Annotated in this window: 16 protein-coding genes and 3 pseudogenes; 12 read left to right on the top strand and 7 right to left on the bottom strand. The window is 63.4% G+C overall.

Annotated features, from left to right (window positions below; translation table 11 throughout):
- Positions 1-3 precede the first annotated feature (3 nt).
- The gene (gene gyrA, locus HK436_RS15135) at positions 4-2,811 is read right to left on the bottom strand and encodes a DNA gyrase subunit A (protein ID WP_173191069.1); all 2,808 of its coding nucleotides are present in this window, start codon (positions 2,809-2,811) and stop codon (positions 4-6) included.
- 287 nt (positions 2,812-3,098) lie between these two features.
- On the opposite strand from gyrA, the gene HK436_RS15130 reads away from it, so the two are divergent.
- From HK436_RS15130 to HK436_RS15120, 3 genes and pseudogenes are all read left to right on the top strand, one after another.
- Complete coding sequence (locus HK436_RS15130; RefSeq protein WP_173191067.1) at positions 3,099-4,049, top strand: CPBP family intramembrane glutamic endopeptidase; 951 nt, start codon at positions 3,099-3,101, stop codon at positions 4,047-4,049.
- Positions 4,050-4,120: 71 nt separating this feature from the next.
- On the top strand, positions 4,121-4,750 hold the full coding sequence (locus HK436_RS15125; RefSeq protein ID WP_173191065.1) for a MarC family protein: 630 nt from the start codon (positions 4,121-4,123) through the stop codon (positions 4,748-4,750).
- A 113-nt stretch (positions 4,751-4,863) separates the two neighbouring features.
- Positions 4,864-5,399, top strand: a pseudogene (locus HK436_RS15120) (AAA family ATPase).
- A gap of 75 nt (positions 5,400-5,474) precedes the next feature.
- On the opposite strand, the gene HK436_RS15115 reads toward HK436_RS15120, so the two are convergent.
- The 4 genes from HK436_RS15115 to HK436_RS15100 form a co-directional block, all read right to left on the bottom strand.
- The gene (locus HK436_RS15115) at positions 5,475-5,759 is read right to left on the bottom strand and encodes a DUF4168 domain-containing protein (protein WP_173191063.1); all 285 of its coding nucleotides are present in this window, start codon (positions 5,757-5,759) and stop codon (positions 5,475-5,477) included.
- A complete protein-coding gene (locus HK436_RS15110) occupies positions 5,741-5,917 on the bottom strand; it encodes a hypothetical protein (RefSeq protein ID WP_173191061.1) in 177 nt (58 codons plus the stop codon). Before HK436_RS15110 ends, HK436_RS15115 begins: the two co-directional genes overlap by 19 nt.
- Before the next feature lie 241 nt (positions 5,918-6,158).
- Complete coding sequence (locus HK436_RS15105; RefSeq protein WP_173191059.1) at positions 6,159-6,761, bottom strand: GyrI-like domain-containing protein; 603 nt, start codon at positions 6,759-6,761, stop codon at positions 6,159-6,161.
- 9 nt (positions 6,762-6,770) lie between these two features.
- Positions 6,771-7,280: a single-stranded DNA-binding protein gene (locus HK436_RS15100; protein WP_173191057.1), complete on the bottom strand. Its 510-nt coding sequence runs from the start codon at positions 7,278-7,280 to the stop codon at positions 6,771-6,773.
- A 990-nt stretch (positions 7,281-8,270) separates the two neighbouring features.
- Here HK436_RS15100 and uvrA point away from each other — a divergent pair.
- From uvrA to HK436_RS15075, 5 genes and pseudogenes are all read left to right on the top strand, one after another.
- Positions 8,271-11,194: pseudogene (gene uvrA / locus HK436_RS15095) on the top strand (excinuclease ABC subunit UvrA).
- 693 nt (positions 11,195-11,887) lie between these two features.
- Positions 11,888-14,191 carry a hypothetical protein gene (locus tag HK436_RS15090; RefSeq protein ID WP_173191055.1) on the top strand — a complete coding sequence of 768 codons (2,304 nt, stop codon included), beginning with the start codon at positions 11,888-11,890 and terminating at the stop codon, positions 14,189-14,191.
- 247 nt (positions 14,192-14,438) lie between these two features.
- Positions 14,439-15,215, top strand: coding sequence for a hypothetical protein (locus HK436_RS15085; RefSeq protein ID WP_173191053.1), 777 nt, complete (start codon positions 14,439-14,441; stop codon positions 15,213-15,215).
- A gap of 135 nt (positions 15,216-15,350) precedes the next feature.
- Positions 15,351-16,190, top strand: coding sequence for a hypothetical protein (locus HK436_RS15080; RefSeq protein ID WP_173191051.1), 840 nt, complete (start codon positions 15,351-15,353; stop codon positions 16,188-16,190).
- Positions 16,191-16,422: 232 nt separating this feature from the next.
- Positions 16,423-17,240 (top strand): annotated as a pseudogene (locus HK436_RS15075) (DUF72 domain-containing protein).
- On the opposite strand, the gene HK436_RS15070 reads toward HK436_RS15075, so the two are convergent.
- Positions 17,235-18,722, bottom strand: coding sequence for an NAD(P)H-hydrate dehydratase (locus HK436_RS15070; protein ID WP_173191049.1), 1,488 nt, complete (start codon positions 18,720-18,722; stop codon positions 17,235-17,237). The pseudogene HK436_RS15075 and the gene HK436_RS15070 sit on opposite strands and share 6 nt — an antisense overlap.
- Before the next feature lie 240 nt (positions 18,723-18,962).
- On the opposite strand from HK436_RS15070, the gene HK436_RS15065 reads away from it, so the two are divergent.
- Positions 18,963-19,301, top strand: coding sequence for a P-II family nitrogen regulator (locus tag HK436_RS15065; protein WP_173193501.1), 339 nt, complete (start codon positions 18,963-18,965; stop codon positions 19,299-19,301).
- A gap of 48 nt (positions 19,302-19,349) precedes the next feature.
- Positions 19,350-20,759, top strand: a complete 1,410-nt coding sequence (gene glnA / locus HK436_RS15060) for a type I glutamate--ammonia ligase (protein WP_173191047.1) — start codon at positions 19,350-19,352, stop codon at positions 20,757-20,759.
- 88 nt (positions 20,760-20,847) lie between these two features.
- On the opposite strand, the gene HK436_RS15055 is transcribed toward glnA, so the two are convergent.
- Positions 20,848-21,519 carry a hypothetical protein gene (locus tag HK436_RS15055; protein ID WP_173191038.1) on the bottom strand — a complete coding sequence of 224 codons (672 nt, stop codon included), beginning with the start codon at positions 21,517-21,519 and terminating at the stop codon, positions 20,848-20,850.
- Between the two features lie 166 nt (positions 21,520-21,685).
- Here HK436_RS15055 and HK436_RS15050 point away from each other — a divergent pair, with 166 nt between their 5' ends.
- Positions 21,686-21,946: a DUF4212 domain-containing protein gene (locus HK436_RS15050; protein WP_173191035.1), complete on the top strand. Its 261-nt coding sequence runs from the start codon at positions 21,686-21,688 to the stop codon at positions 21,944-21,946.
- Between the two features lie 9 nt (positions 21,947-21,955).
- Complete coding sequence (locus HK436_RS15045; protein WP_173191033.1) at positions 21,956-23,773, top strand: sodium:solute symporter family protein; 1,818 nt, start codon at positions 21,956-21,958, stop codon at positions 23,771-23,773.
- Positions 23,774-23,787: the final 14 nt, after the last annotated feature.

Below are 23,787 nucleotides of genomic sequence, written 5' to 3'. Positions count from 1 at the left end.
TCCCTATTCCTCCAGTGGAGCGGGCGGCGTTCCCTGTGCGCCGTCCGCTTCCGCCTCTACCGCTTCGGCCAGCGCGCTTTCAGCCTCGGCTTCCGGTTCCGAGATCCTCTCGACCGACACGACCTTCTCGCCTTCCGCGGTATTGAAGATCGTCACGCCCTTAGCGGTGCGGCTCGCAAAACGAATGTTGTGCACCGGCACGCGGATCACCTGACCTCCATCCGACACCAGCATGATCTGGTCGCCGTCCTCGACGGGGAATGCCGCGATCAGGCTGCCGATTTCCGCGGCCTTGGACACATCCGTTGCGCGAATACCCTTGCCGCCACGCCCGATCACCCTGAAATCGTAGGACGATGAGCGTTTGCCGTAGCCGTATTCGGTGACGGTCAGCACGAACTGCTCGTGTTCCTTGAGGAACGCATAGCGCTCCTCGCTCAGGTCGGCGTCTTCGACGATCTCTTCATTGGTCAGCGCGACCTCATCTTCCCCATCGCCGTTTTCGCCAATTAGCGCCGCACGGCGTTCCGCCACGGCGCGCTTGAGATAGGCGGAACGTTCGCCTGCCGAGGCATCGACATGTTCGAGAATGGTCATGGAGATGGCGCGGTCGCCTGCCCCCATCGAAATACCCCTGACGCCCTGCGAGGAGCGCCCCGCAAAGACGCGGACGGCCGACACCGGGAACCGTATGCACTGGCCGCTCGAGGCCGTGAGCAGTACGTCGTCATTGTCCGTGCAGGTCTCGACGGCGAGGATCGCATCGCCCTCCTCGTCGAACTTCATGGCGATCTTGCCGTTGCGCTTCACGTCGGCGAAGTCGGACAGGTTGTTGCGGCGCACCGTGCCGCGCGTGGTGGCGAACATCACGTCGAGCTTGCCCCACTCCTCCTCGTCCGGGAGCGGCAGGATCGCGGTGATGCGGTCGCCCTCTTCCAGCGGCAGCATGTTGCGCAGGAACTTGCCGCGCGACTGCGGCGTACCGATCGGCAGGCGCCAGACCTTTTCCTTGTAGACGATGCCGCGCGATGAGAAGAACAGGATCGGCGTGTGCGTGTTGGCCACGAACAGCCGCGTGACGAAATCCTCGTCCTTGGTCGACATGCCCGAGCGGCCCTTGCCGCCCCGCGCCTGCGCCCGGTAGATCGAGAGCGGCACCCGCTTGATGTAACCCTCGTGGGTGACGGTGACGACCATGTCCTCGCGCTGGATCAGGTCCTCGTCGTCCATGTCGGCGCCGCCGTCGGTCAGCTCCGTGCGGCGCGGCGTGCCGAACTCGTCGCGCACCGAGATGAGTTCGTCCTTCACGATCTGCTGGATACGCGCGCGCGACGAAAGGATGTCCAGATAGTCGGAAATCTCGGCGCCGATGGTGTTCAGCTCGTCGGCGATTTCGTCGCGGCCGAGCGCGGTCAGGCGCTGCAGGCGCAGTTCGAGGATCGCGCGCGCCTGCTCTTCCGACAGGTTGTAGGTGCCGTCCTCGTTGATGCGATGGCGCGGATCGTCGATCAGCAGGATCAGCGCCTCGACGTCGGTCGCCGGCCAGCGCCGCTCCATCAACTGCTCGCGCGCCGTCTGCGGATCCGGCGCATGCCGTATCAGGCGGATCACCTCGTCGATATTGGCGACCGCGATTGCCAGGCCAACGAGCACGTGCGCCCGCTCGCGCGCCTTTTTCAGGAGATACTTGGTACGCCGGCTGATCACCTCCTCGCGGAAGGACACGAACGCGCGCAGCATGTCGAGCAGCGTCATCACTTCCGGCTTGCCGCCGTTCAGCGCCACCATGTTGGCGCCGAACGAGGTCTGCAGCGGCGTATAGCGATAAAGCTGGTTCAGGATCACGTCGGCATTGGCGTCGCGCTTCAGCTCCACGACGACGCGATAGCCCTGCCGGTCGCTCTCGTCGCGGATGTCGGAGATGCCCTCGATGCGCTTGTCGCGCACCAGTTCGGCCATCTTCTCGATCATCGAGGCCTTGTTCACCTGATACGGAATCTCGGTGACGACGATAGCCTCGCGCTCGTTGCGGATTTCCTCGACATGCACGCGGCCGCGCATAACGATGGAGCCGCGCCCGGTCGAATAGGCGTTGTAGATGCCCGCACGCCCCAAAACGATGCCGCCGGTCGGGAAATCGGGGCCGGGAATGATCTCCATGAGCTCTGGCAGCTCGATGGCCGGGTTTTCGATCAGGGCGACGCAACCGTCGACAAGCTCGGAAAGGTTGTGGGGCGGAATGTTGGTCGCCATGCCGACGGCGATGCCGCCGGAGCCGTTGACCAGCAGGTTGGGGAACCGCGCCGGCAAGACCTTCGGTTCGCTGCCCGATGAATCGTAGGTGTCCTGGAAATCGACGGTTTCCTTGTCGATATCCTCCAGCAGCTCCTCGGCAACCTTGGTCAGGCGCGCCTCGGTGTAACGCATCGCAGCCGGCGGATCGCCATCGATCGAGCCGAAATTGCCCTGACCGTCGATGAGCCGCACGCGCATCGACCATTCCTGCGCCATGCGTACCAGGGCGTCATAGATCGAGGCGTCGCCGTGCGGGTGGTATTTACCCATCACGTCGGCAACGGGGCGCGCCGACTTCACATATTTGCGATTCCAGTGATAGCCGCTCTCATGCGAGGCGTAGAGAATGCGCCGATGGACGGGCTTCAGGCCGTCCCGCACGTCGGGCAACGCGCGGCTCACGATCACGCTCATCGCATAATCGAGATAGGAGCGCTGCATCTCCTCGATGATGGAGATGGGTTCGATACCTTCGGGCAGTTCGCCCGGGCCGCGCGGCGTGGTCTGGTCAGTCAATTGCAGTCACGATCATGTTGGGAATCACTGTCCCCTTATATAGGAAGCGCGCCGACGATTCCAACGCGGAGCGCCGTTTTCCAAAGCCGTTTTATCAAGCATTTTCAACTAGATACGAGGTGAAGCGAATTGCCGCGTCATCCTGCATCGCGTAATTAACCGCATCGCTGCAAAAATCGACATTGAAGACAGCCTCGCCGCCGGCCGATTCGTGGCACAAACACAACCGCTGGATGCAGCGCGTACGCCCTGCTAGCGTTGCCAACATTCCTCGGAAAGGCATCGGGATGCGAACCGTTTTCTTCGAAAGATACGTTGATCTTGCCCGCCACGGCGCGAATAGCTGGCTGCGGTTTTTCCTGGCGTTCGTCACACTGGCGGTGCTTTACGTGCTGGCCGGCGCTGTGTTCTTCGTCGCGATAGCCCCGTCCGAGGTGTGGCAGACGCCGGAGGCCTTCGACGCTGCATTGGCCACGCCTCTGGGGCTTGCTGCAACGCTCCTTTCAGTCGGCTGGATGTGGATCAGCCTGTGGATCGTCCTGAGACTTTTCCATCGTCGGCGCCTTGCCACGGTCGTAGGGCACGATGGCTGGGCCGGACGGCGAGACCTGACGTGCGGCCTTCTGGTCGGCCTCTTCGTCCCACTTGCCGCGGGTTTTGCCACCTTGCCGATAGGGCCGATACCCGTGCGGGCGGAAATCGCCCTGGAGAGCTGGCTTCTGCTCTTCCTGCCCTTCGCCGCCATCATCCTGATTCAGGCCTCGGCGGAGGAAGCCGTTTTTCGCGGCTATTTCCCGCAGATACTGGCGTCACGAGGCTTGGCAAGCTGGATCTGGTTTGGCCTGCCAACCCTGCTCTTCGCCGCAATTCACTGGCGACACGACCTTCCGCTCTGGAAAAATGCGAGCATCGTGGCTTCCATTGCCATCTTCGCGATCGCCATGATGATCCTCGTCATCCGCACGGGCCGGATCGCAGCGGCCAGCGGCGCACACTGGGGCAACAACATGGTGGCGCTTCAGTTCGTCGGCATTGATGACGATCTGGGCCCGATGGCGCTCTTTCACCTGCCCCCGTTGACCGACCTTGCATGGACGCCAGCCGCCATTGGCGTGATGGTGGTCGCGACGATTCCGGTTTCGATATTGCAGCTCGCGCTGCTTTTGCATCCGCGATCTCCGGTTTCGGTGGTTCGCCCCGAAGCGCCGCTGCTGGCGAACAGCCCCTCGACCGTATAGCCTCCAGCCGGCACTGCCTTGTCGCGTCCGATAGCGGGCAAGGCTGCCGATGACACCGAGGGACTTCACCGATGCCGAGCCTGGACCACATCTTCAATGCCTTCGTCACGATCCTGGTGACGATCGACCCTCCGGGGCTCGCGCCTCTGTTCCTGGCGCTGACAGGGGGTATGAATCGCTCAGAGCGCCAGCAGGTGGCGATCCGCTCGTCGATCATCGGCTTCGGGGTTCTGGCGCTGTTCGCGCTGGCAGGCGCCGCGATCCTGTCGGTCTTCGGCATCACGCTGCCCGCCTTCCGCGTCGCAGGCGGGCTGCTTCTGTTCTACATCGCCTTCGAGATGATCTTCGAGCGCAGGCAGGAGCGGAAGGAAAAGAGCGCCGATACGGCAGTCACGAAGGACCACATCCGCAACATCGCTGCCTTCCCGCTGGCAATCCCGCTGATCGCCGGCCCCGGCGCCATCTCGGCAACCGTTCTGTTGTCGGGAACTTTCGCGGGCGCCGCAGGGCACATGATGCTGGTGGCGATCATCGCCGCCTGTATCGCGCTGACCTGGCTGACATTTGTCGCGGCAGAGCGGGTCGACGGCTTCCTGGGCGAGACCGGCCGCTCGATCCTGACGCGACTTCTGGGCGTCATCCTCGCGGCGCTGGCCGTCCAGTTCGTCGCCGACGGCATCAAGGCGCTGATAGCGGCGTAGCGCCCGCTGCCGCCGCCAAGCGACCCATCGGTAGTTGGCAAGGCACACAGTTCGGGTTGTCACGCGGCCATACGGACAACGGCCAATTCGCATGACACGGGAGACGATCGCGAATGGTCGATCACAGCGGTGAAATTCTGATACTGACCGGCACGCCCGGCGCAGGGAAAACCACAACAGCCGCAGCCTTGGCCGCTTTGGGTGGATCGGCAAAGGTACATCTGCATTCCGACGATTTCTGGCATTTCATAAGGCACGGCATGATCCAGCCCTATCTCGCCGAAGCCGAGCGCCAAAACCGGGTCGTGCGTGATGTGCTGGCGAACGCAGCAGCCGGCTACGCCAGGGGAGGCTTTTTCGTCATCTTAGACGGTATTATCGGCCCGTGGTTCCTTGATGCCTTCAGAATGGCCGGGCTTCCCACACACTATGTCGTTCTTCGTCCACCGCTTGAAACCGCGATCGCGCGCTGCCGGGAGCGCGGAGGTAACACCCTGGCCGATCCAGAACCCATCACAGCTCTGCATCGCCAGTTTTCCACGCTCGATTCCCTCGAGAAACACGTGCTCGACACGAGAGACCTCGATAGGGAAGCGCTGCTTCGAGCGTGACAGTCGCCCTGCAAAGTGGAGCGTATCGACTGTCCTGACGAAAGTCGGGCGAAAGGCCCGAAGTCGCCGTCCCGGCCGCAAGGAGAACAGCCGGGACGACTCTGCCCCGGCGTTTATTGTGCCGGCTGCTGGGCTCCGGCCGCTTCGGTGATGTGGCCGTTGATCTGCTGCGCCAGGTCGGGATTGGTCTGTGCCGCCTGGATGATCGTGTTGTACTCTTCGACCGAAATGCCGTCGGCGTTGTTGACCGCCTCGACCATCTTTTCACCCGCCTCCTGCTGAAGGCGCTGCTGGTCTTCTGTGGTGCCTGCAGCCTCGATCTGCGGCTTGTAGCTCTCGGTGACCTTGGTCACTTCCAGAAAGGCGACGGCGAAGGATTTCAGCTTCGTCTCGTCCATCGCAGGTGCGGCAGCGGCAGGTGCTTCTGCTGCGGCGCGGCTTCCGCCGGCGGTGGTGTTTGCGGCGCGGCATCCTGGGCGTTGGCAGCGCCAAGCACAGTGCCGGTGACGATGGCGAGCGCGGAAAGGCCCGACAGCAAGATCCTGTTCAAACTCATGTTTCAATTCCTCTTCTTGGTCCGTGCGGACGGGAAAAGACCCTCGCAGCACCGACTCTCCGGTCGGGTTACGGAACCCCGCCGCGGAACGAAGCGCGCGAAGCTGCCAAGACTGTGGCAAGCTCAGCCGAATGACGCGGCAGCACGGTCACTTTGTCCGAACGGAAGAGACATTTCTTTACTGCGCCTGCCGGCGGGCGCTGCAATCAGCGTTCCGGCTGGGCACGTGCTGCGGGTTCTGTCACCGAACGCAGCCCGGCCGTTTCGCCCCGGGTTTTCCCGGCCGCAATCTCGCAGCGCCCAACGAACCTATTTGGCTGGAAAGCGGGTTAAGCCGTGCCGGTTTATGCAGGCGAGACCGGAATGAGCACCGCAGCGCTGGCGGTTTCGTCAGGTCCACATCGTGCGGGTATTCTTCCCGGTGGTGAAAGTGACGCTTGTCCCAGGAAAGACTCCCGGCCTGCAGCCAGTCGATCATCCGCACATAATGCGCAACCACCTCGCCGTCGCCGCCTCCATGCCAGGAACTCGCCAGCGTCATTTCAGGCAGAACAAGCGATCCGAACCCCTCAGGCAGTTCGCCTGCGTCATCCATCGCAATGCCGACGAAGTAGCGGAAACCGTCCGGCCGGTCGTTCCACGACAGCCCGACGATCGGACTGCGCCAGCCGCTTTCACGTCGCGCGGCGAAGGCCTGTACATCCCGTATGACGGAATGGATCGCCCCTCGCGCCGCTTCCCCGTAGGTGCCCTGCCAATGAAGGCCGCAAAGCCGGTGCGCGGGCCGCTCGGTCAGGGCAATGCCCTGATCCGCCGCTGCGGCCTCGCTGCACAGAAGGCACATGGGAGAGCCTTAGAAAGGGATCTCGTCGTCCAGGTCGCGCGAGTATCCGCCGCCACCGCCGCCGCCGCGACCCTGATCGCCTGGTCCGGACTGGCCGAAATCGGAGCCGCGCCCGCCGCCCTGCGAGCCGCCGCGATCGTAGCCGACCTGGCCGCCGCCGCCCTCGCCGCGTGTATCGAGCATCTGCAGCTCGCCGCGGAACTTCTGCAGCACGACCTCGGTCGTGTAGCGATCCTGTCCCTGCTGGTCCTGCCATTTGCGGGTCTGGAGCTGACCTTCGAGATAAACCTTCGCGCCCTTCTTCAGATACTGCTCGGCGACCTTGGCAAGGTTGTCGTTGAAGATGACGACGTTGTGCCACTCGGTCTTCTCGCGCCGCTCGCCGGACTGCTTGTCGCGCCATGTCTCGGAGGTGGCGATGCGAAGATTGACGACCGGGTCGCCGGAATTGAGCCGGCGGATTTCCGGATCGGCGCCCAGATTACCCACCAGAATGACCTTATTGACGCTACCCGCCATGACGCTCTCCTGCGCTCGTCCTAAGCCTGAAATCGATGTCGCGGCACACTATCCGAACGCCCTCGCGGATTCGCCCCGCCGGCCGCCCGCCTGGCGACATCGTCCACAGCTTTCGTGTTCTTTATTTGTTCCTTACAAGAGAATGCGCTTCCTGACAATCCCGCGCATCGCCCACGGCAGTGAACCCCGCCTGCGTCATTCTCGGGCTTGTCCCGAGAATCTGCGCAGATGGGAGATTCCAGGCGTCTGCAACGTGGCCGCACCAATGCAGCAAAACCCGCCATAACGGCGGATTCTCGGGACAAGCCCGAGAATGACGGGATGAAGGCTCCCTCCGTTAACCCGCGTTCGGAGCCTTTCAAGCCCCTGACATGAAAGACCCCGCCACGTTCGGGACGTGGTCGGGGCCGTTGAGAGCCTTTGCTCTGTTGCCGGGAATGGATTACCGGCACGTTCTTCGGATGCGTCTCGGGTCGTCGCCCGATGATCCGACTATCTGTCAAATTGTAGGTTGATCGATAACGAGGCCGCGACGTGCCCGGGCCTTCAGGTTATCGTGGCTCCACACCGTGGTGGAGCCTGCTGGGACTGTCCGGCGGGGTCATGCCTCATCTCCCTTTGCAGTTTCTCCTGTCGCAGACGCGCTCAAGCCTTGCCGTGTTTCCGACACCCCTTGGGCGTACCAGGACGACCGCCGAGGCGAGCTTCATCTGACCGGGAGAGCATGACTCCACCCTGCCCCAACGTCAACCGTCGACGCCGGCACGGCAACAATTCGTGATCGCCAGTGGCCGCGTCCTCCTGCCAACGGATTGTCAGGAGCTGTTCGCTCTCTGTTCTTTCTGCTTGCCCTGTGTGCGAAAACGCGTGAAAAGCCAGAGGCGGTTTTCCGGAGGCCGCCGGCCTCGACGGACGGCACCAACAACACCATATCCGGGGTCTGGCCGGCTACGACGCCGGCCGTTCTGATGTAAGGCGGCACACGGGACCATGGCGGACCAGAAATTCATCTCCATTCGCGGCGCGCGCGAGCACAATCTCAAGAATGTCGATCTCGACCTGCCGCGCGACCAGTTGATCGTCATGACCGGCCTGTCCGGCTCGGGCAAGTCGTCGCTCGCCTTCGACACCATCTATGCCGAGGGGCAGCGGCGTTACGTGGAGAGCCTGTCGGCCTATGCCCGGCAGTTCCTCGAGATGATGCAGAAGCCGGACGTCGACCAGATCGACGGCCTGTCGCCGGCCATCTCGATCGAGCAGAAGACGACGTCGAAGAACCCGCGCTCGACGGTCGGCACCGTCACCGAGATCTACGACTACATGCGCCTGCTCTTTGCGCGCGTCGGCGTGCCCTATTCGCCGGCGACCGGCCTGCCGATCGAGAGCCAGACGGTGAGCCAGATGGTCGACCGCGTGCTGGCGCTCGACGAGGGCACGCGGCTCTACATCACCGCGCCGATCGTGCGCGGGCGCAAGGGCGAATACCGCAAGGAACTGGCCGAGCTCCAGAAGAAGGGCTTCCAGCGCGTCAAGGTCGACGGCCAGTTCTACGAGATAGGCGAGGTGCCGGCGCTCGACAAGAAATACAAGCACGACATCGACGTGGTGGTCGACCGCGTGGTGGTGCGTCCGGACCTCGCCGCGCGGCTGGCCGACTCGCTCGAAACCGCGCTCAAGCTGGCCGAGGGCATCGCGGTCGCCGAGTTCGCCGACAAGCCGCTCGATGCCAGCCAGACCGGCCAGGACGCGGTCAATAAGTCCAAGAACGAGACTCACGAACGCATCCTGTTCTCGGAGAAATTCGCCTGCCCGGTCTCCGGCTTCACGATCCCCGAGATCGAGCCGCGGCTGTTCTCGTTCAACAACCCCTTCGGCGCCTGCCCCACCTGCGACGGGCTCGGCACCCAGCGCGCCATCGACCCGATGCTGGTGGTGCCGGAAGAGCACGTCTCGCTGCGCGAGGGCGCGGTGGCGCCGTGGGCGAAGTCGACTTCCCCTACTACACGCAGACGCTCGAAGCGCTCGGCAAGGCCTACGGCTTCAAGATCGGCGACCGCTGGCGCGACCTGCCGGAGGACGCGAAGGACGCGATCCTGCGCGGCACCGGCGATCGCAAGATCGAGTTCGGCTACGACGACGGCCTGCGCTCCTACAAGACGACCAAGACCTTCGAGGGCGTCATTCCCAACCTCGAGCGCCGCTGGAAGGAGACGGAATCGGCCTGGATGCGCGAGGAGATCGAGCGCTTCATGTCGTCCACCCCCTGCCCCGCCTGCAACGGCTACCGGCTGAAGCCCGAGGCGCTCGCCGTGAAGATCGGCGGCCTCCACATCGGCCAGGTCACCGAGATGTCGATCCGCAACGCCAATGGCTGGTTCGAGGACCTGCCGGGCGCGATGAACGACAAGCAGAACGAGATCGCCGTGCGCATCCTCAAGGAGATCCGCGAGCGGCTGCGTTTCCTCAACGATGTCGGCCTCGACTATCTGACCCTGTCGCGCAAGTCGGGCACGCTGTCGGGCGGCGAGAGCCAGCGCATCCGGCTCGCAAGCCAGATCGGCTCCGGCCTCACGGGCGTGCTTTATGTGCTGGACGAGCCCTCCATCGGCCTGCACCAGCGCGACAATGCCCGCCTGCTCGAGACGCTGAAGCACCTCCGCGACATCGGCAACACCGTCATCGTCGTCGAGCATGACGAGGACGCGGTGCTGACGGCCGACTATGTCGTCGACATCGGCCCCGCCGCCGGCATCCATGGCGGCAAGGTGGTGGCGCGCGGCACGCCGGCCGAGATCATGGCCAATCCCAATTCGCTCACCGGCCAGTACCTGTCGGGCGAGATGGGCATCGCCGTGCCGGCCGAGCGCCGCCCCGGCAAGAAGGGCAAGCGCATCAAGGTCGTCGGCGCGCGCGGCAACAATTTGAAGGACGTCACCGCCGAAATCCCGCTGGGCACGTTCGCCTGCGTCACCGGCGTGTCGGGCGGCGGCAAGTCGACCTTCCTGATCGAGACGCTCTACAAGGCCGCCTCGCGCCGCATCATGGGCTCAAGAGAGCACCCGGCCGAGCATGACCGCATCGAGGGCCTCGAATTCCTCGACAAGGTGATCGACATCGACCAGTCGCCCATCGGCCGCACCCCGCGCTCCAACCCGGCCACCTATACCGGCGCCTTCACGCCGATCCGCGACTGGTTCGCCGGCCTGCCGGAAGCGAAGGCGCGCGGCTACCAGCCGGGCCGCTTCTCCTTCAACGTCAAGGGCGGGCGCTGCGAGGCCTGCCAGGGCGACGGCGTCATCAAGATCGAGATGCACTTCCTGCCCGACGTCTACGTCACCTGCGACGTCTGCCACGGCAAGCGCTACAACCGCGAGACGCTAGAAGTCCTGTTCAAGGGCAAGTCGATCGCCGACGTGCTCGACATGACGGTCGAGGAAGGCGTCGACTTCTTCGCCGCCGTGCCCGCCGTGCGCGACAAGCTGCAGACGCTCGACAAGGTCGGCCTCGGCTACATCAAGGTCGGCCAGCAGGCGACCACGCTCTCGGGCGGCGAGGCCCAGCGCATCAAGCTCGCCAAGGAGCTTTCGCGAAAAGCCACCGGCAAGACGCTCTACATCCTCGACGAGCCCACCACCGGCCTCCACTTCCACGACGTGGCAAAACTGCTCGAAGTCCTGCACGAGCTGGTCGAGCAGGGCAACACCGTGGTCGTCATCGAGCACAACCTCGAAGTCATCAAGACCGCCGACTGGATCCTGGACCTCGGCCCCGACGGCGGCGACGGCGGCGGCGAACTGGTCGCCTCCGGCACGCCGGAAGCCATCGTCGCTGAAGAGCGGAGCTATACAGGGCAGTTCTTGAAAGAGCTGCTCGAAAGAAGACCGGGGCTAAAGAAGCGCGAGGCGGCGGAGTAGCGGGGTTGGGGTTGTAGTGTCGAAAAGGGGCCGCTTGCAGACTGGCGGCTTCTGGCTTGGCAGAAGAGACACCGGACATTCCACCATGTGAAGTTCTGGCAGGCAATGCCGATATCGAAAGCACCACTTGCGGCTTGTAACCTCTGGTGTGATCGAGATTGACGGCCAATCGAACGCTTCCTAGCTTGCCCCGATGTTTGAAATCACAGGCGACGACATCGCCGCGCTCAGCGACGCGGATTTGCGCACCCTGATCGGACTCCTATGCGAGGCTGAGATGCGTCGAAGGGGCCTGCCCGTATCCGCAGTTACCTACGGTGGGAATCAAGACGCCAAGGATGGTGGTCTCGATGTTCGCGTTGCGCTTCCGACCGACACGGCGATCGGTGGCTTCATACCGAAGCTATCAACAGGCTTCCAGGTGAAGAAGCCCGACATGCCGCGTGCGGCGATTCTGAAAGAGATGAAGCCGAAGGGGACCGTACGACCCGTCATCAACGAGCTCGCGACTGTCGGCGGCGCTTACGTCATCGTGAGTTCTACGGGCTCAACATCCGACTCGGCGCTAGCGGACCGCCGCAAGGCCATAGCCGACGCTATCAAGGGCACGCCCGCTGAGGGCAAACTCACGGTGGATTTCTATGACCGCAATCGAATCGCGACGTGGGTTCGGGATCACCCCGGGCAAATTCCGTGGCTCCGCGCGCGGATCGGCAAGGCAATGCCAGGCTGGCAGTCTTACGGCTCTTGGTCGCTTGCGCCCGCGGGGTCGACTCAGGCTACATCGCCGATGATCAGGCGCGAATCCTCACGGGCGACAGGCATGAAGGCGATGGGGTCTCTGCGACGGAAGGGATCAACCGCATCCGGAAAGTACTGGCCACTCCGGGGCATGTGGTGCGCCTTGTCGGGCTCTCCGGTGTCGGCAAAACGCGGCTGGTCGAAGCGCTATTTGACGCCAGCGTTGGAGATGGAGCGCTCGATCCCTCGCTTGCCATTTACACCAACGAAGCCGACGGGCCAAATCCGCCTCCGGCTGGGCTTGCCTCGGACCTGATCGCCGCTCAGACGAGAGCAATTCTCGTGGTCGACAATTGCACACCCGAATTGCACCGGCGGATTTCCGAGATCACGCGGTCGAGCAGTTCGACGATCAGCGTGATCACTGTCGAATACGACATCCGGGAGGACCAACCGGAGGGCACCGACGTTTTTGTGCTGGACACGTCCTCCGTGTCGCTGATCGAGACACTGGTAGAACGCCGATATCCCCATCTGTCGCAGATCGACGCGCGCACCATCGCTGAATTTTCGGGCGGCAACGCCCGAGTTGCCCTCGCACTGGCATCGCGGATTGAGAAAACGGAAACCGTCGCGGGCCTGAACGAGGAGGAGCTGTTTAGGCGTCTATTTCAGCAGCGCCACGATCCCGATCCTTCTCTCCTGTTGGTCGCGCAGAGCTGCTCACTGGTCTACTCGTTCGATGGAGAGACGTTCGACGGTGCCGAAGCGGAGCTTCCCATTCTGGGCCACCTCATTGGAAAATCAATGGACGAGATGTATGCGGGAGTGGCAGAACTCAAGCAGCGGGACCTCGTTCAGGCGCGAGCAAAATGGCGCGCGGTGCTGCCACACGCTGTTGCCAATCGCCTCGCCAAGAGGGCACTCCAAAGCATTCCGCCGGCCAAGGTTAAGTCGGTGCTTGTTGACAATGCGCCCGAACGCATCCTCCGCTCATTCTCGCGGCGTCTGGGTTATCTCGATGACAGCAAGGAGGCGCAGAGCATCGTGAAGGCGTGGCTTGCGCCAGGTGGTCTGCTCAACGACTTGCCGAACTTTACCGAGCTTAGTCGCGCGATATTTACCAACGTCGCACCGGTGGCACCGGAAGTGGTTTTGGCGGCGCTGGAGACTGCCTTGAGCGGCGCCAACGAAGCCGTACTCGGCCGTTGCGGACATTTTGTTCGGCTCCTGCGCTCGCTGGCGTACGAGCCTGGCTTCTTCGTACGCTCGCTGGCTTTGCTGGCGAAATTTGCTGCGCGTCCAAGCGGCGAGACCAATGACAATGAGGCGATCCAGGTCGTGGAATCGCTCTTTCACATTGTTTTATCGGGCACACATGCACCGGTCGAGATGCGCGTCAGGGCTGCGGAAGCGCTGCTCGACTCCGATGAAGAGGCGCTGCGTCGCCTCGGCGTCAAGGCACTCGAGGCGCTGTTGAAAACAGGGCATTTCACCTCGCACTACGAATTCGACTTCGGCGCGCGCTCGCGGGACTACGGCTACTACCCAGCAGACGGCGCGCAGGTGCGCGCATGGTTTGATAGCGTGTTGAAGTTAGCGAGGAGGTTTGCCCTGTCGGACAATCCCATAGCCGCGGAAGTACATAAAGCGGTCGCACGGGAATTTAGGGGGCTGTGGAGCTACTCCGGCCAGGCGGAGCAGTTGGACCAGCTCGCGCGCGCGATTGCTGCGAGCTCGTTCTGGCGCGACGGTTGGATCGCATCTCGCCAGACGCGCATTTTTGATGGCAAGGACATGGACACTGAGCTCCGTCGACGTTTGACGGACTTGGAGGAATTCCTTCGGCCCAAGGATCTCCTCAGCAAAGTGCGCGGGCTCGTCATCGGTGACCGCGCCGGAAGCCTCGACCTGGATGACTTTTACGATGAGGAGGACGAGGAAGAAGGTGGGAGCGACTTCACTGCGGGCTATGCGGAACGTGCCGCACGCTCAGCAGCGGCAATACGTGACCTGGGACAAGACCTTGCAGCGGATGAGGACGCGCTCGAGACAGTGCTTGCCGAGCTGATGGGGGAATCCGAGGGTGGCTCTGCTCGGCGAAGCGTTGGCGGGGGCCGCGGAAAGTCCGCGCACAATTTGGTACGCCATCGTGGGACAGTTTGCCGTGACCGAGAACGCGGGTCTACAACTGCTAGGCGGCTACTTGAGGGGGCTTATGGGCCGGGATGTAGCGCTCACGGGCGTTCTTCTTGATGAAGCATTGGAGCACCCGGCCCTTGCTGCGTGGTTCCCGATCCTTCAGAGCAGTGTTGAAATTGATCCGTCTGCTCTAGCGCGACTGCACCGCTTCGATCGAGCTCGGCATGGCACAAATCACCACTTACTACAGTCTCGCGTATGGTCGTGTGTCCGACAGCGTACCGGGGCCCGAATTCCGTGATCTGATAATCGCCATTGCGCGGCAACCGGCGGCTGCGCGGTCGGACTTGAGATGGTCTCGATGCGACTGCATTCGGACCGCAGCGAGAAGCGTGAGCCGCTCCCTGAGGTACGGGAGGCGGGACTCTTCGTGATCGCAGCGTTTGAGTTTCAGAAACGGGACGAACGTACGACGCGCAAGGACCACGAGCTCGGCGCTGTCGTCGCGGCCTCTCTCATCGGAGAGGAAGGCGCTCTTGTCGCGAAAGCGCTTTGCCGCAAGCTGATGGTCGCAACAAAGAGCCATCATATCAGTGGGCACGATTACAATGATCTGGTGAAGGGCCTGCTGAAGGTCCAGCCGTTCGTCACACTTGATGAGATGTTTTCGGGTGATCCAGAATCGCAGCGGGCAAGTGTGTGGTTTTTCAACGATCTGCTACGCTTTCACAAGGACGTCCTTGCTGTGCTCGAGGACGAAACCGTAATCAGTTGGTGTGACCGCGATCCGTCGGTGCGCTATCCTCTCGCGGCATCCGTGGCTTTGCTGTTCAAGCGACCGAAGGACGGCGCGCCTCACGAATGGACGCCGCTGGCGAAGCAGCTCTTGGAAAAAGCACCTGAGCCACGCCTCGTCCTGACTGAAATCGTAAATCGTCTCCGGCCCTCAAGCTGGAGCGGATCGCTTGCGAGCAAGCTAGAGGGGCGCCTCAAGCTATTGGACAGTCTGCGCGGGGCCGGCAACCCAGCTCTCGAAGAACCGCTGGAGGCGGCGAAAAAGAGCCTGCGAGCCAGAATTGATGCTGAACGGCGAAGCGAACAGGAAGAAGACCGTGAGCGCAACAATCGGTTCGAGTGATGTCGGCTGTCAATCAACGGTGAAGCACCACCCTATGTCCAACTTGGGGGCGCAAAACTGCCATCCATCTCCGCCTATCCACCCCCGCCAATCCCGGCCGCACAATCCCGCCGCCCTGACCGAACGGAGGTGGCGATGGACTGGAATGCTGCGATCGAGCATCATCGCGCGGCGCTGACTCGCATTCTGGCGATGCTTGTTGCCATGGCCGGACTGAGGAACGAGCAGACGGCAATCACCGGCCAGCAGCCGGAACCCGTACAGTCCGCCGTTGGTCCGACCGATTGCCCATCGCCAATTGCCGACCGCCCCACCCTGCCGCGCCATCTCCACCGCGCCGTGCTGCGCCTGCTGCGTCCCGCCGAGGCGGCGGTGCGGCGGCTGGTGATCGTCGTCGCGCGCGGGCTGGTCGTGACGCCGCAGGCGCCCAGGAGGGGCACACCAACGCCCCCTCCACCGCGCTTTGCGTGGTCCCCCTCCCCCGCTTCGCAGGGGAGAAACCTAGGTCGCGGACGGCCGCAGATGTTAGCCCTGCCCCTGTTCGATCCTTTGCCCCGCTGGCGCCCGCGGCGGCCGGTGGCGAGCGGCGTGCCGCGCATTTCGGTGCCCGGCATTGCCGCGCCGTTTCCCGTTCCGGCCCCGCCCTCGCCGCTCGACCCGCTCGATGCGACGCGCCTTGCCCTGCGGCTCGCCGCACTCGCCCGCATGCTGGACGACCTGCCGGTTGCGGCCCGTCGCTTTGCGCTCTGGCAGGCCCGCATCGCTGCGCCCGCTCCGCCGCGCAACAATGGCGAGGCCGCAGGCAGGCTGGCGAAGGCTCCCACCCGCGTGCGCCGCATCTGGCCCTTGCGCCCCGGCCGGCCGCACGGCCAGCGACCGGCGCGCAGCCGCGAGCCCGACCATCCGGTCCACACCGTGCTGGACGACGTTCACGGCCTCGCGCTGTGGGTGCTGGAGCCCGCCGACACCTCATGACCGCGCGACAGTCTCCGGCTTACGCGATAATCATCAATGGCCAGGGCGGATTCGCGCAGCGTGGCGACGATCCCTGCTGCCGTAAAGCCATGGCGAGCCCCCGAACGGGCCTTTCGCGCGGCCAGCGCCCGCAGCGATAGTGACGGGCAAACCTGTCAGGAGCGCGCAGGGATCGGGTGGACAAAGCCGTCGGGCGGACGCATTTTCCCGGGGCAAACGAGGAAACGACACGATGCAATCCGGAAAAAGCGGCGCCGGCCAGGTTCGGGCGGGCATGGGCGGCTGGACGTTCGAGCCGTGGGAAGGCACCTTCTATCCCGACAAGCTCGCCAAGGCGAAGCAGCTTGCCTATGCCTCGCAGCAGGTCAGGGCCATCGAGGTCAACGGCACCTATTATTCGACCTTCAAGCCGCCGACCTTCGCCAAATGGGCGAAGGAGTCCGACGACGACTGCATCTTCGCGCTCAAGGCGATCCGCTTCTCGACCAACCGCCGCGTGCTGGCGGAGGCCGGCGAGTCGGTGCAGCGCTTTCTGGGCTCGGGCGTCTCCGAGCTCGGCGACAAGCTGGGACCGATCGTCTGGCAGTTCGCGCCGACGAAAAATACGATCCCGACGATTTCGAGGGCTTTTTGAAGCTCCTGCCGGAGAAACAGGACGGCGTGAGGCTGCGCCATGCGCTCGAGGTGCGCAACGACAGCTTCGCCGTCCCCGAATTCGCAGCACTCGCCCGCAAATACGATGCAGCCATCGTCTATGCGCACCACGAAAAATATCCCGAGATCGCCGACGTCACCGGCGACTTCGTCTATGCGCGGCTGCAGCGCGGCAGCGACGACAACGAGGCCTGCTACACAGAGAAGGAACTGGACGGCTGGGCGAAGCGCGCGAAGGTCTGGGCCGAGGGTGGCCAGCCGGACGACCTGCCCTATGTCGACGCCGGCACCAAGGCCGACAAGACGCCGCGCGACGTGTTCGTTTACTTCATCACCGAGGGCAAGGTGCGCGCGCCGTTCGGCGCGATGGCGCTGCAGAAACGGGTGGATTCATAGGAGTTCGCGCAGCAGCGACGGCACCAGCCCCGGCAGGTCCTCCGCGATCAGGCCGGGGCCGAAGCGGGTCGCGGCCTCGGCGTGCAGCCAGACAGCCGCGCACGCCGCCTCGAAGGCCGGCATCCTCTGCGCGGCCAGCCCGGCGATCAGGCCGGCGAGCACGTCGCCCGACCCCGCCGTCGCCAGCCACGGGCTGCCGTTGCAGTTGATCGCCGCACGGCCGTCGGGCGCGGCGATCACCGTGTCGGGGCCCTTCAGCACCACCACCGCTCCCGCCCGCCCCGCCGCCGCACGCGCCCTTTCGAGCTTGGACAGCGCGTCGTCGCCGGCGAGGTCAGGGAACAGCCGGCCGAACTCGCCTTCATGCGGCGTCAGCACCAGCGCGGCCCTGGCCTCCTTCGCGACATCGAACAAGCGCTCGGGCGCATCGCGGAAGGCGGTGATGCCTTCGGCGTCGAGCACCAGCGCCCCGCGCTCCATCCTCGCCAGCAGCGCCAGCACCCGCCCACGCACCGGCCGCTCCAGCCCGTAGCCGGGGCCGAGCGCGAATGCGTCGGGCGCATGCGCCGCCATAAACGCTTCGCCCTCGTCATCGTCGTCCAAACGCTTCAGCATGATCGAGGTGAGGTGCGCCGCGTTGGCCGCCAGCGCGTTGCCCGGCGCCAGCACGGTCACCGCCCCTGCCCCCACCCGCGCAGCCGCGATCGCTGCCAGCCGCGCCGCACCCGTGGAGGCCGGCCCACCGGAGAACACCGACGCATGGCCGCGCGAATATTTGTGCTGGGCGCGCGCCGGTTGGGGGAGGGTTTTGCGCCAGAGATCGGGCACGTTGGCGAAGGTCTTCGGGGCGATCTCGTCGAGCACCGAGGCCGGTATGCCGATATCGGCCACAACCGTCTCGCCACACGCCGCGCGGCCGGGCTCCAGCAGGTGACCGGGCTTGAGGCGGAAGAAGGTGACGGTCAGCGCGGCTTCAAACGAGCGCTCCCAGGTCGAGCCACTCGCCCCCGAGACACCCGACGGCAGGTCGATGGCGACGACGGTCGCGCCTGCGTTGCGGCAACGCAAGGCAGCGGCCTGCGCTGGCCCATCGAGCGGCCGGGCAAGGCCGGCGCCGTACAACGCATCCACCACCAGCGTGTCCACCGCCGGTTCGAACGCTTCGAGCGGTTCGCCCGCGACGGGACACTCCTTCGCCGCCAGCGCTGCGTCCGAGCCATCGCGCGGTTTGACCTGCGCGAAAACGCGGACGGCAACGCCCGCCTCGCGCAGCAATCGCGCGACCACGTAACCGTCGCCGCCATTGTTTCCGGGGCCGCATAGGACCGCGATGCGCGCAAAATCCGGAAAACGCCGCAGCACTTCCGCGGCAACGGCAGCACCGGCGTTGCGCATAAGCGCGTGGCCGTCGTGAGGGCCCGCTGCGATGGCGAGCCTGTCGGCTTCTGCCATTTCCTGCGGCGTCAGAAGCTCAGGGGGCATGCCCGTTTCATATGCAGATTGCATAATTTTTCATCAGCCCTCAGTATGGCCGCTGCACGTTGCGCGGGCGGCGGCGGCATGGAATCGCAGGAGGAGCTCTCCAACCACCGAATTGCCCTGCGTCATCTCCCGATTTACGCTTTCGGCGATCCAGCAGCCGCATCTGGCATGGTTCATGCTTTCGTTAATGCCGAAGCGGCTCATATCACCCCGTCCTATCTTACCGGAGGCCATTATCGCATGAAAAAGATCGAGGCGATCATCAAACCCTTCAAGCTGGACGAGGTGAAGGAAGCCCTTCAGGAGGTCGGTCTCCAGGGCATAACCGTCACCGAGGCCAAGGGTTTCGGACGCCAGAAAGGCCATACCGAACTTTATCGCGGTGCAGAATATGTCGTTGACTTTCTGCCTAAGGTGAAGATCGAGGTCGTTCTCGCCGACGATCATGTCGAGGCCGCCATCGAGGCCATTCGCAAGGCCGCACAGACCGGTCGCATCGGCGATGGCAAGATTTTCGTATCCAGCGTCGAGGAGGTCGTGCGCATCCGCACCGGTGAAACCGGCGTCGACGCGATCTGACTGCCACGCCGCACTCAATTTCGCAATGTCATCACAGGGAAATATGAAATGACGACAGCAAACGACATCATGAAGCAGATCAAGGACAACGACGTTAAGTTCGTCGACCTCCGCTTCACGGATCCGAAAGGCAAACTCCAGCACGTGACGATGGACGTCGTGGCAGTCGATGAAGACATGTTCGCCGATGGCGTCATGTTCGACGGCTCCTCGATCGCCGGCTGGAAGGCCATCAACGAATCCGACATGGTGCTGATGCCCGACACCGAGACGGCTCACATGGATCCGTTCTTCGCGCAGTCAACCATGGTGATCGTCTGCGACATCCTCGACCCGGTTTCCGGCGAAGCCTACAACCGCGACCCGCGCGGCACCGCCAAGAAGGCCGAAGCCTACATGAAGTCCGAAGGCATCGGTGACACCGTCTTCGTGGGTCCGGAAGCCGAGTTCTTCGTTTTCGACGACGTCAAGTACAAGGCTGACCCCTACAACACCGGGTTCAAGCTCGATTCCTCGGAACTGCCGTCCAACGACGACACTGACTACGAGACCGGTAACCTCGGCCACCGTCCGCGCGTCAAGGGCGGCTACTTCCCGGTCCCGCCGGTGGATTCCCTCCAGGACATGCGCTCCGAGATGCTGACGGTGCTCTCCGAGATGGGCGTCGTCGTCGAGAAGCATCACCATGAGGTAGCTGCAGCCCAGCACGAGCTCGGCATCAAGTTCGACACGCTGATCCGCAACGCCGACAAGATGCAGATCTACAAGTATGCCGTGCATCAGGTCGCCAACGCATACGGCAAGACCGCAACCTTCATGCCGAAGCCGATCTTCGGCGACAACGGTTCGGGCATGCACGTCCACCAGTCTATCTGGAAGGGCGGCAAGCCGACCTTTGCGGGCAACGAGTATGCGGGTCTTTCGGAGTCGTGCCTGTTCTACATCGGCGGCATCATCAAGCACGCCAAGGCACTGAACGCCTTCACCAACCCGTCGACCAACTCCTACAAGCGTCTGGTTCCGGGCTATGAGGCTCCGGTGCTGCTCGCCTATTCGGCGCGCAACCGCTCGGCTTCCTGCCGCATCCCGTTCGGCTCCAACCCGAAGGCCAAGCGCGTCGAGGTTCGCTTCCCCGACCCGACGGCGAATCCGTACCTCGCCTTCGCCGCGATGCTCATGGCCGGCCTCGACGGCATCAAGAACAAGATCCATCCCGGTCAGGCCATGGACAAGGACCTCTACGACCTGCCGCCGAAGGAACTCAAGAAGATCCCGACCGTCTGCGGCAGCCTGCGCGAAGCGCTTCAGTCGCTCGACAAGGATCGCGGCTTCCTGAAGGCCGGCGGCGTGTTCGACGACGACCAGATCGACGCCTATATCGAACTGAAGATGGCTGAGGTGATGCGCTTCGAGATGACGCCGCACCCGGTCGAGTACGACATGTACTACTCGGTCTGATACGGACCCATGATACAAAAACCCCGGCTCCGGCCGGGGTTTTTCTTTCGATCTTTGATTATCGGCGGCCAGCGGCTTTGGCGCAAACTCAGTTTCGGGAATGCAGGCTGCGCCAGTCGACCGCCGCGGCATCGGCATCGAGCCGCGCGCGAAAATCCCGGATCACCTCGTTCCATGCGAACCGGATGGAATTTTCCACGATCTCCCGGTCGCGCATCTTCAGCTCATCGGCGATGGGCGCCCATTTGATGAGCGCCTTCGGGCTTTCCGTAAATGCACGCCCGCCAACGGCTACATTCTCCCACAGCGTCGCCTCGATACGCTGGATGAACGCGCCGACCCAGCTTTCCGCATCATGGGCGTCCGTCATCTGGTCGGCATTGTCGGCCAGTCCGGCGCGATAGCAGGCCAACGCCCATTCACGACGGTCCACACCCTCGAGCCTGCCGTCGGCGCTGACCTGGGCAACCGCATAAATCGTCATATCGGACAGCGACGCGGCGAAGACATGCATCTTCGCGACATTGATCGACTGCGCGAAGAGCTCGTCGTCGAACATCTTCGGGTAACGCGTGCCGATGCGCTCCTTGAGATAGCCGTAGAGCTTCTTCTGCGTGATCAGCGCGGCGCGTGACCGCGCGAAGTGATCGACCCGCGCGACCGTGGCAATTGGTGCGCGGTCGCGGCGCAAGGTGAGCTTGGAGGCCGCATCGCGCAGCCAGCCAACCGCCTCGGAAATCTGCTTTGCAAAGTCGTTCATGAGAACCAGATGACCGATCCGGGCGCGCTTCTGAATGCTACCATAGCAGTATTTTCGCGTTTGATGACTGTCTGTAATCATCGTTCAGCGCCGATTCCATCCAAGGAGACCCGGCGTGGAGGATTGCGGGCATCCTGCCCGCATACAATCGAGGGGAGGAATTTCCATGTCCAGCACAGACGCTGGCGCCAGGGAACGTCACTGGGAGAAGACCAGAAATCTCAATACGCTGGTCATGATTCTCTGGGTGATCTTCGCCATCATCATTCCCTGGATGGCCGGCCCATTGAACTCCATCAGCTTCCTGGGCTTCCCGCTTGGCTACTACATGTGTGTCCAGGGTTCGCTCATCGCCTTCGTCGCCATCATCTGGATCCAGAACTACCGTCAGGACCAGATCGACGACGAATTCGGCGTCGACGAATAGGAGGGCGCGATGGCAGTCGAACAAGCAAAAAGCGGGCGTTTCATAGACAATCTCGGAAAGGTCTATGCGCTCTACACGCTGGGTTTTCTGGCGTTCTTCGCGTTCATGGCGATCCTCGAACGCATGGGCATGGGGGCCCAGGCGATCGGCATCGGCTTTCTCATCTTCACCATCAGCATCTACGCCATCATCGGCTGGCTCTCGCGCACCGCGGAAGTCGACGCATACTACGTGGCGGGCCGCGAAGTGCCGGCGCTCTACAACGGCATGGCGACGGCGGCGGACTGGATGTCCGGCGCATCGTTCGTTGCGCTGGCGGGCGGCGTCTACTTCGGTGGCTACCCCTATCTCGGCTTCATCGTCGGGTGGACGGGCGGCTATGTGCTCGTGAACTCGCTGCTTGCGCCCTACCTGCGCAAATTCGGATGCTACACCGTACCGGACTTCATCGGCACACGTTACGGCGGCAACACGGCGCGTCTGTGCGCTGTCGTCGTGCTGGTGGTGGCGTCCTTCACCTACGTGACGGCGCAGATCAACGCGACAGGTACGATCGCGGCCCAGACACTTGGCATTCCGTTCGAGCTCGGCGTGTGGCTCGGTCTGGCAGGCATCTTCATCTGCTCGATGCTGGGTGGCATGCGCGGCGTGACGTGGACGCAGGTGGCACAGTACATCGTGCTCATCATCGCCTATCTCGTGCCGATCATCTGGATGTCCAACAAGCAGGGTTTCGGCATCATCCCGCACTTCTCCTATGGTGACGCGGTAGGACGGATCGCCGAACTCGAGGCCATGTATGGCCTTGCGCCGGCGGCCGAAGCCATTCCCGGCGTATCGGTTCTGACGACACCGCAGAACGCGCCGACGGGACAGGGCTGGGCTATGGTCTCGCTCGCCATCTGTATGATGGCCGGCACGGCATCGCTGCCGCATATCCTGATGCGCTACTTCACGACGCCTTCCGTCCGTTCGGCTCGCCGTTCGGTCGGCTGGTCGCTCACCTTCATCTTCCTGCTCTATTTCTCGGCGCCGGCGCTTGCCACGCTGACGAAGCTGCAGCTCCTCGATCCTAACCTGGCGACGTCGATCATCGGCAAGTCGTTCGAGGATGTCGCCAATCTCGAGTGGATCAAGCACTGGAGTTCGGTGGGAATGCTGGCGGTGGCCGATCAGAACGGTGACGGCATATTGCAGCTCAACGAGTTCTTCATGCGGCCCGACATCGTCGTGCTCGCAACGCCAGAAATCGCGGGCCTGCCCTATGTGATCTCCGGTCTCGTGGCTGCGGGCGGTCTTGCCGCCGCCATGTCGACGGCGGACGGCCTGCTGCTCGCCATCGCCAACGCGCTGTCGCACGATCTCTACTACAAGATCATCGACCCGAAGGCGGATACCGCACGGCGTCTCATCGTTGCCCGTATCCTGCTGATCTTCATCGGTGCTGCCGGTGCGGTCGTGGCATCGCTGAAGCTGACGGGCATTCTAGGCGCAGTGGCATGGGCATTCGACTTCGCCTGTTCCGGCCTGTTCTTCCCGCTTGTGCTCGGCGTGTGGTGGAAACGCGCCAACACGGCAGGCGCGATCGCTGGCATGATCGGCGGTTTCGTTGCCGGCTCCTGGTACCTCTACATGGTCTATAACGGCCTGATGGAGCCCTGGTGGGGTATCGACCACATCCGCTTCGGCATTATCGGCATGCCGGTCAGCCTGGTGTGCATGGTCGTCGTGAGCCTGCTCACGCCGGCGCCCAGCAAGGAAATCCAGGATATGGTCGACGAAGTCCGTATCCCCAGCGGCAAGCCGATCCTTGCTTCCCATCACTGATTGGGACTAATGCA

Origin of the sequence: Neoaquamicrobium sediminum (assembly GCF_013240295.1) — a bacterium.
GTDB lineage: Bacteria > Pseudomonadota > Alphaproteobacteria > Rhizobiales > Rhizobiaceae > Aerobium > Aerobium sediminum.
This window is presented reverse-complemented; position numbering and strand designations above follow the sequence as displayed.

Coding starts and splice junctions, on each gene's coding strand:
- HK436_RS15065 (WP_173193501.1), top strand. CDS start 18,963: ATGAAAAAGATCGAGGCGATCATCAAACCCTTCAAGCTGGACGAGGTG.
- HK436_RS15085 (WP_173191053.1), top strand. CDS start 14,439: ATGCGACTGCATTCGGACCGCAGCGAGAAGCGTGAGCCGCTCCCTGAG.
- HK436_RS15115 (WP_173191063.1), bottom strand. CDS start 5,759: ATGGACGAGACGAAGCTGAAATCCTTCGCCGTCGCCTTTCTGGAAGTG.
- HK436_RS15045 (WP_173191033.1), top strand. CDS start 21,956: ATGGCAGTCGAACAAGCAAAAAGCGGGCGTTTCATAGACAATCTCGGA.
- HK436_RS15080 (WP_173191051.1), top strand. CDS start 15,351: ATGGACTGGAATGCTGCGATCGAGCATCATCGCGCGGCGCTGACTCGC.
- HK436_RS15070 (WP_173191049.1), bottom strand. CDS start 18,722: ATGCCCCCTGAGCTTCTGACGCCGCAGGAAATGGCAGAAGCCGACAGG.
- HK436_RS15105 (WP_173191059.1), bottom strand. CDS start 6,761: ATGTGCCTTCTGTGCAGCGAGGCCGCAGCGGCGGATCAGGGCATTGCC.
- HK436_RS15110 (WP_173191061.1), bottom strand. CDS start 5,917: ATGAGTTTGAACAGGATCTTGCTGTCGGGCCTTTCCGCGCTCGCCATC.
- glnA (WP_173191047.1), top strand. CDS start 19,350: ATGACGACAGCAAACGACATCATGAAGCAGATCAAGGACAACGACGTT.
- HK436_RS15125 (WP_173191065.1), top strand. CDS start 4,121: ATGCCGAGCCTGGACCACATCTTCAATGCCTTCGTCACGATCCTGGTG.
- HK436_RS15100 (WP_173191057.1), bottom strand. CDS start 7,280: ATGGCGGGTAGCGTCAATAAGGTCATTCTGGTGGGTAATCTGGGCGCC.
- HK436_RS15050 (WP_173191035.1), top strand. CDS start 21,686: ATGTCCAGCACAGACGCTGGCGCCAGGGAACGTCACTGGGAGAAGACC.
- HK436_RS15055 (WP_173191038.1), bottom strand. CDS start 21,519: ATGAACGACTTTGCAAAGCAGATTTCCGAGGCGGTTGGCTGGCTGCGC.
- HK436_RS15130 (WP_173191067.1), top strand. CDS start 3,099: ATGCGAACCGTTTTCTTCGAAAGATACGTTGATCTTGCCCGCCACGGC.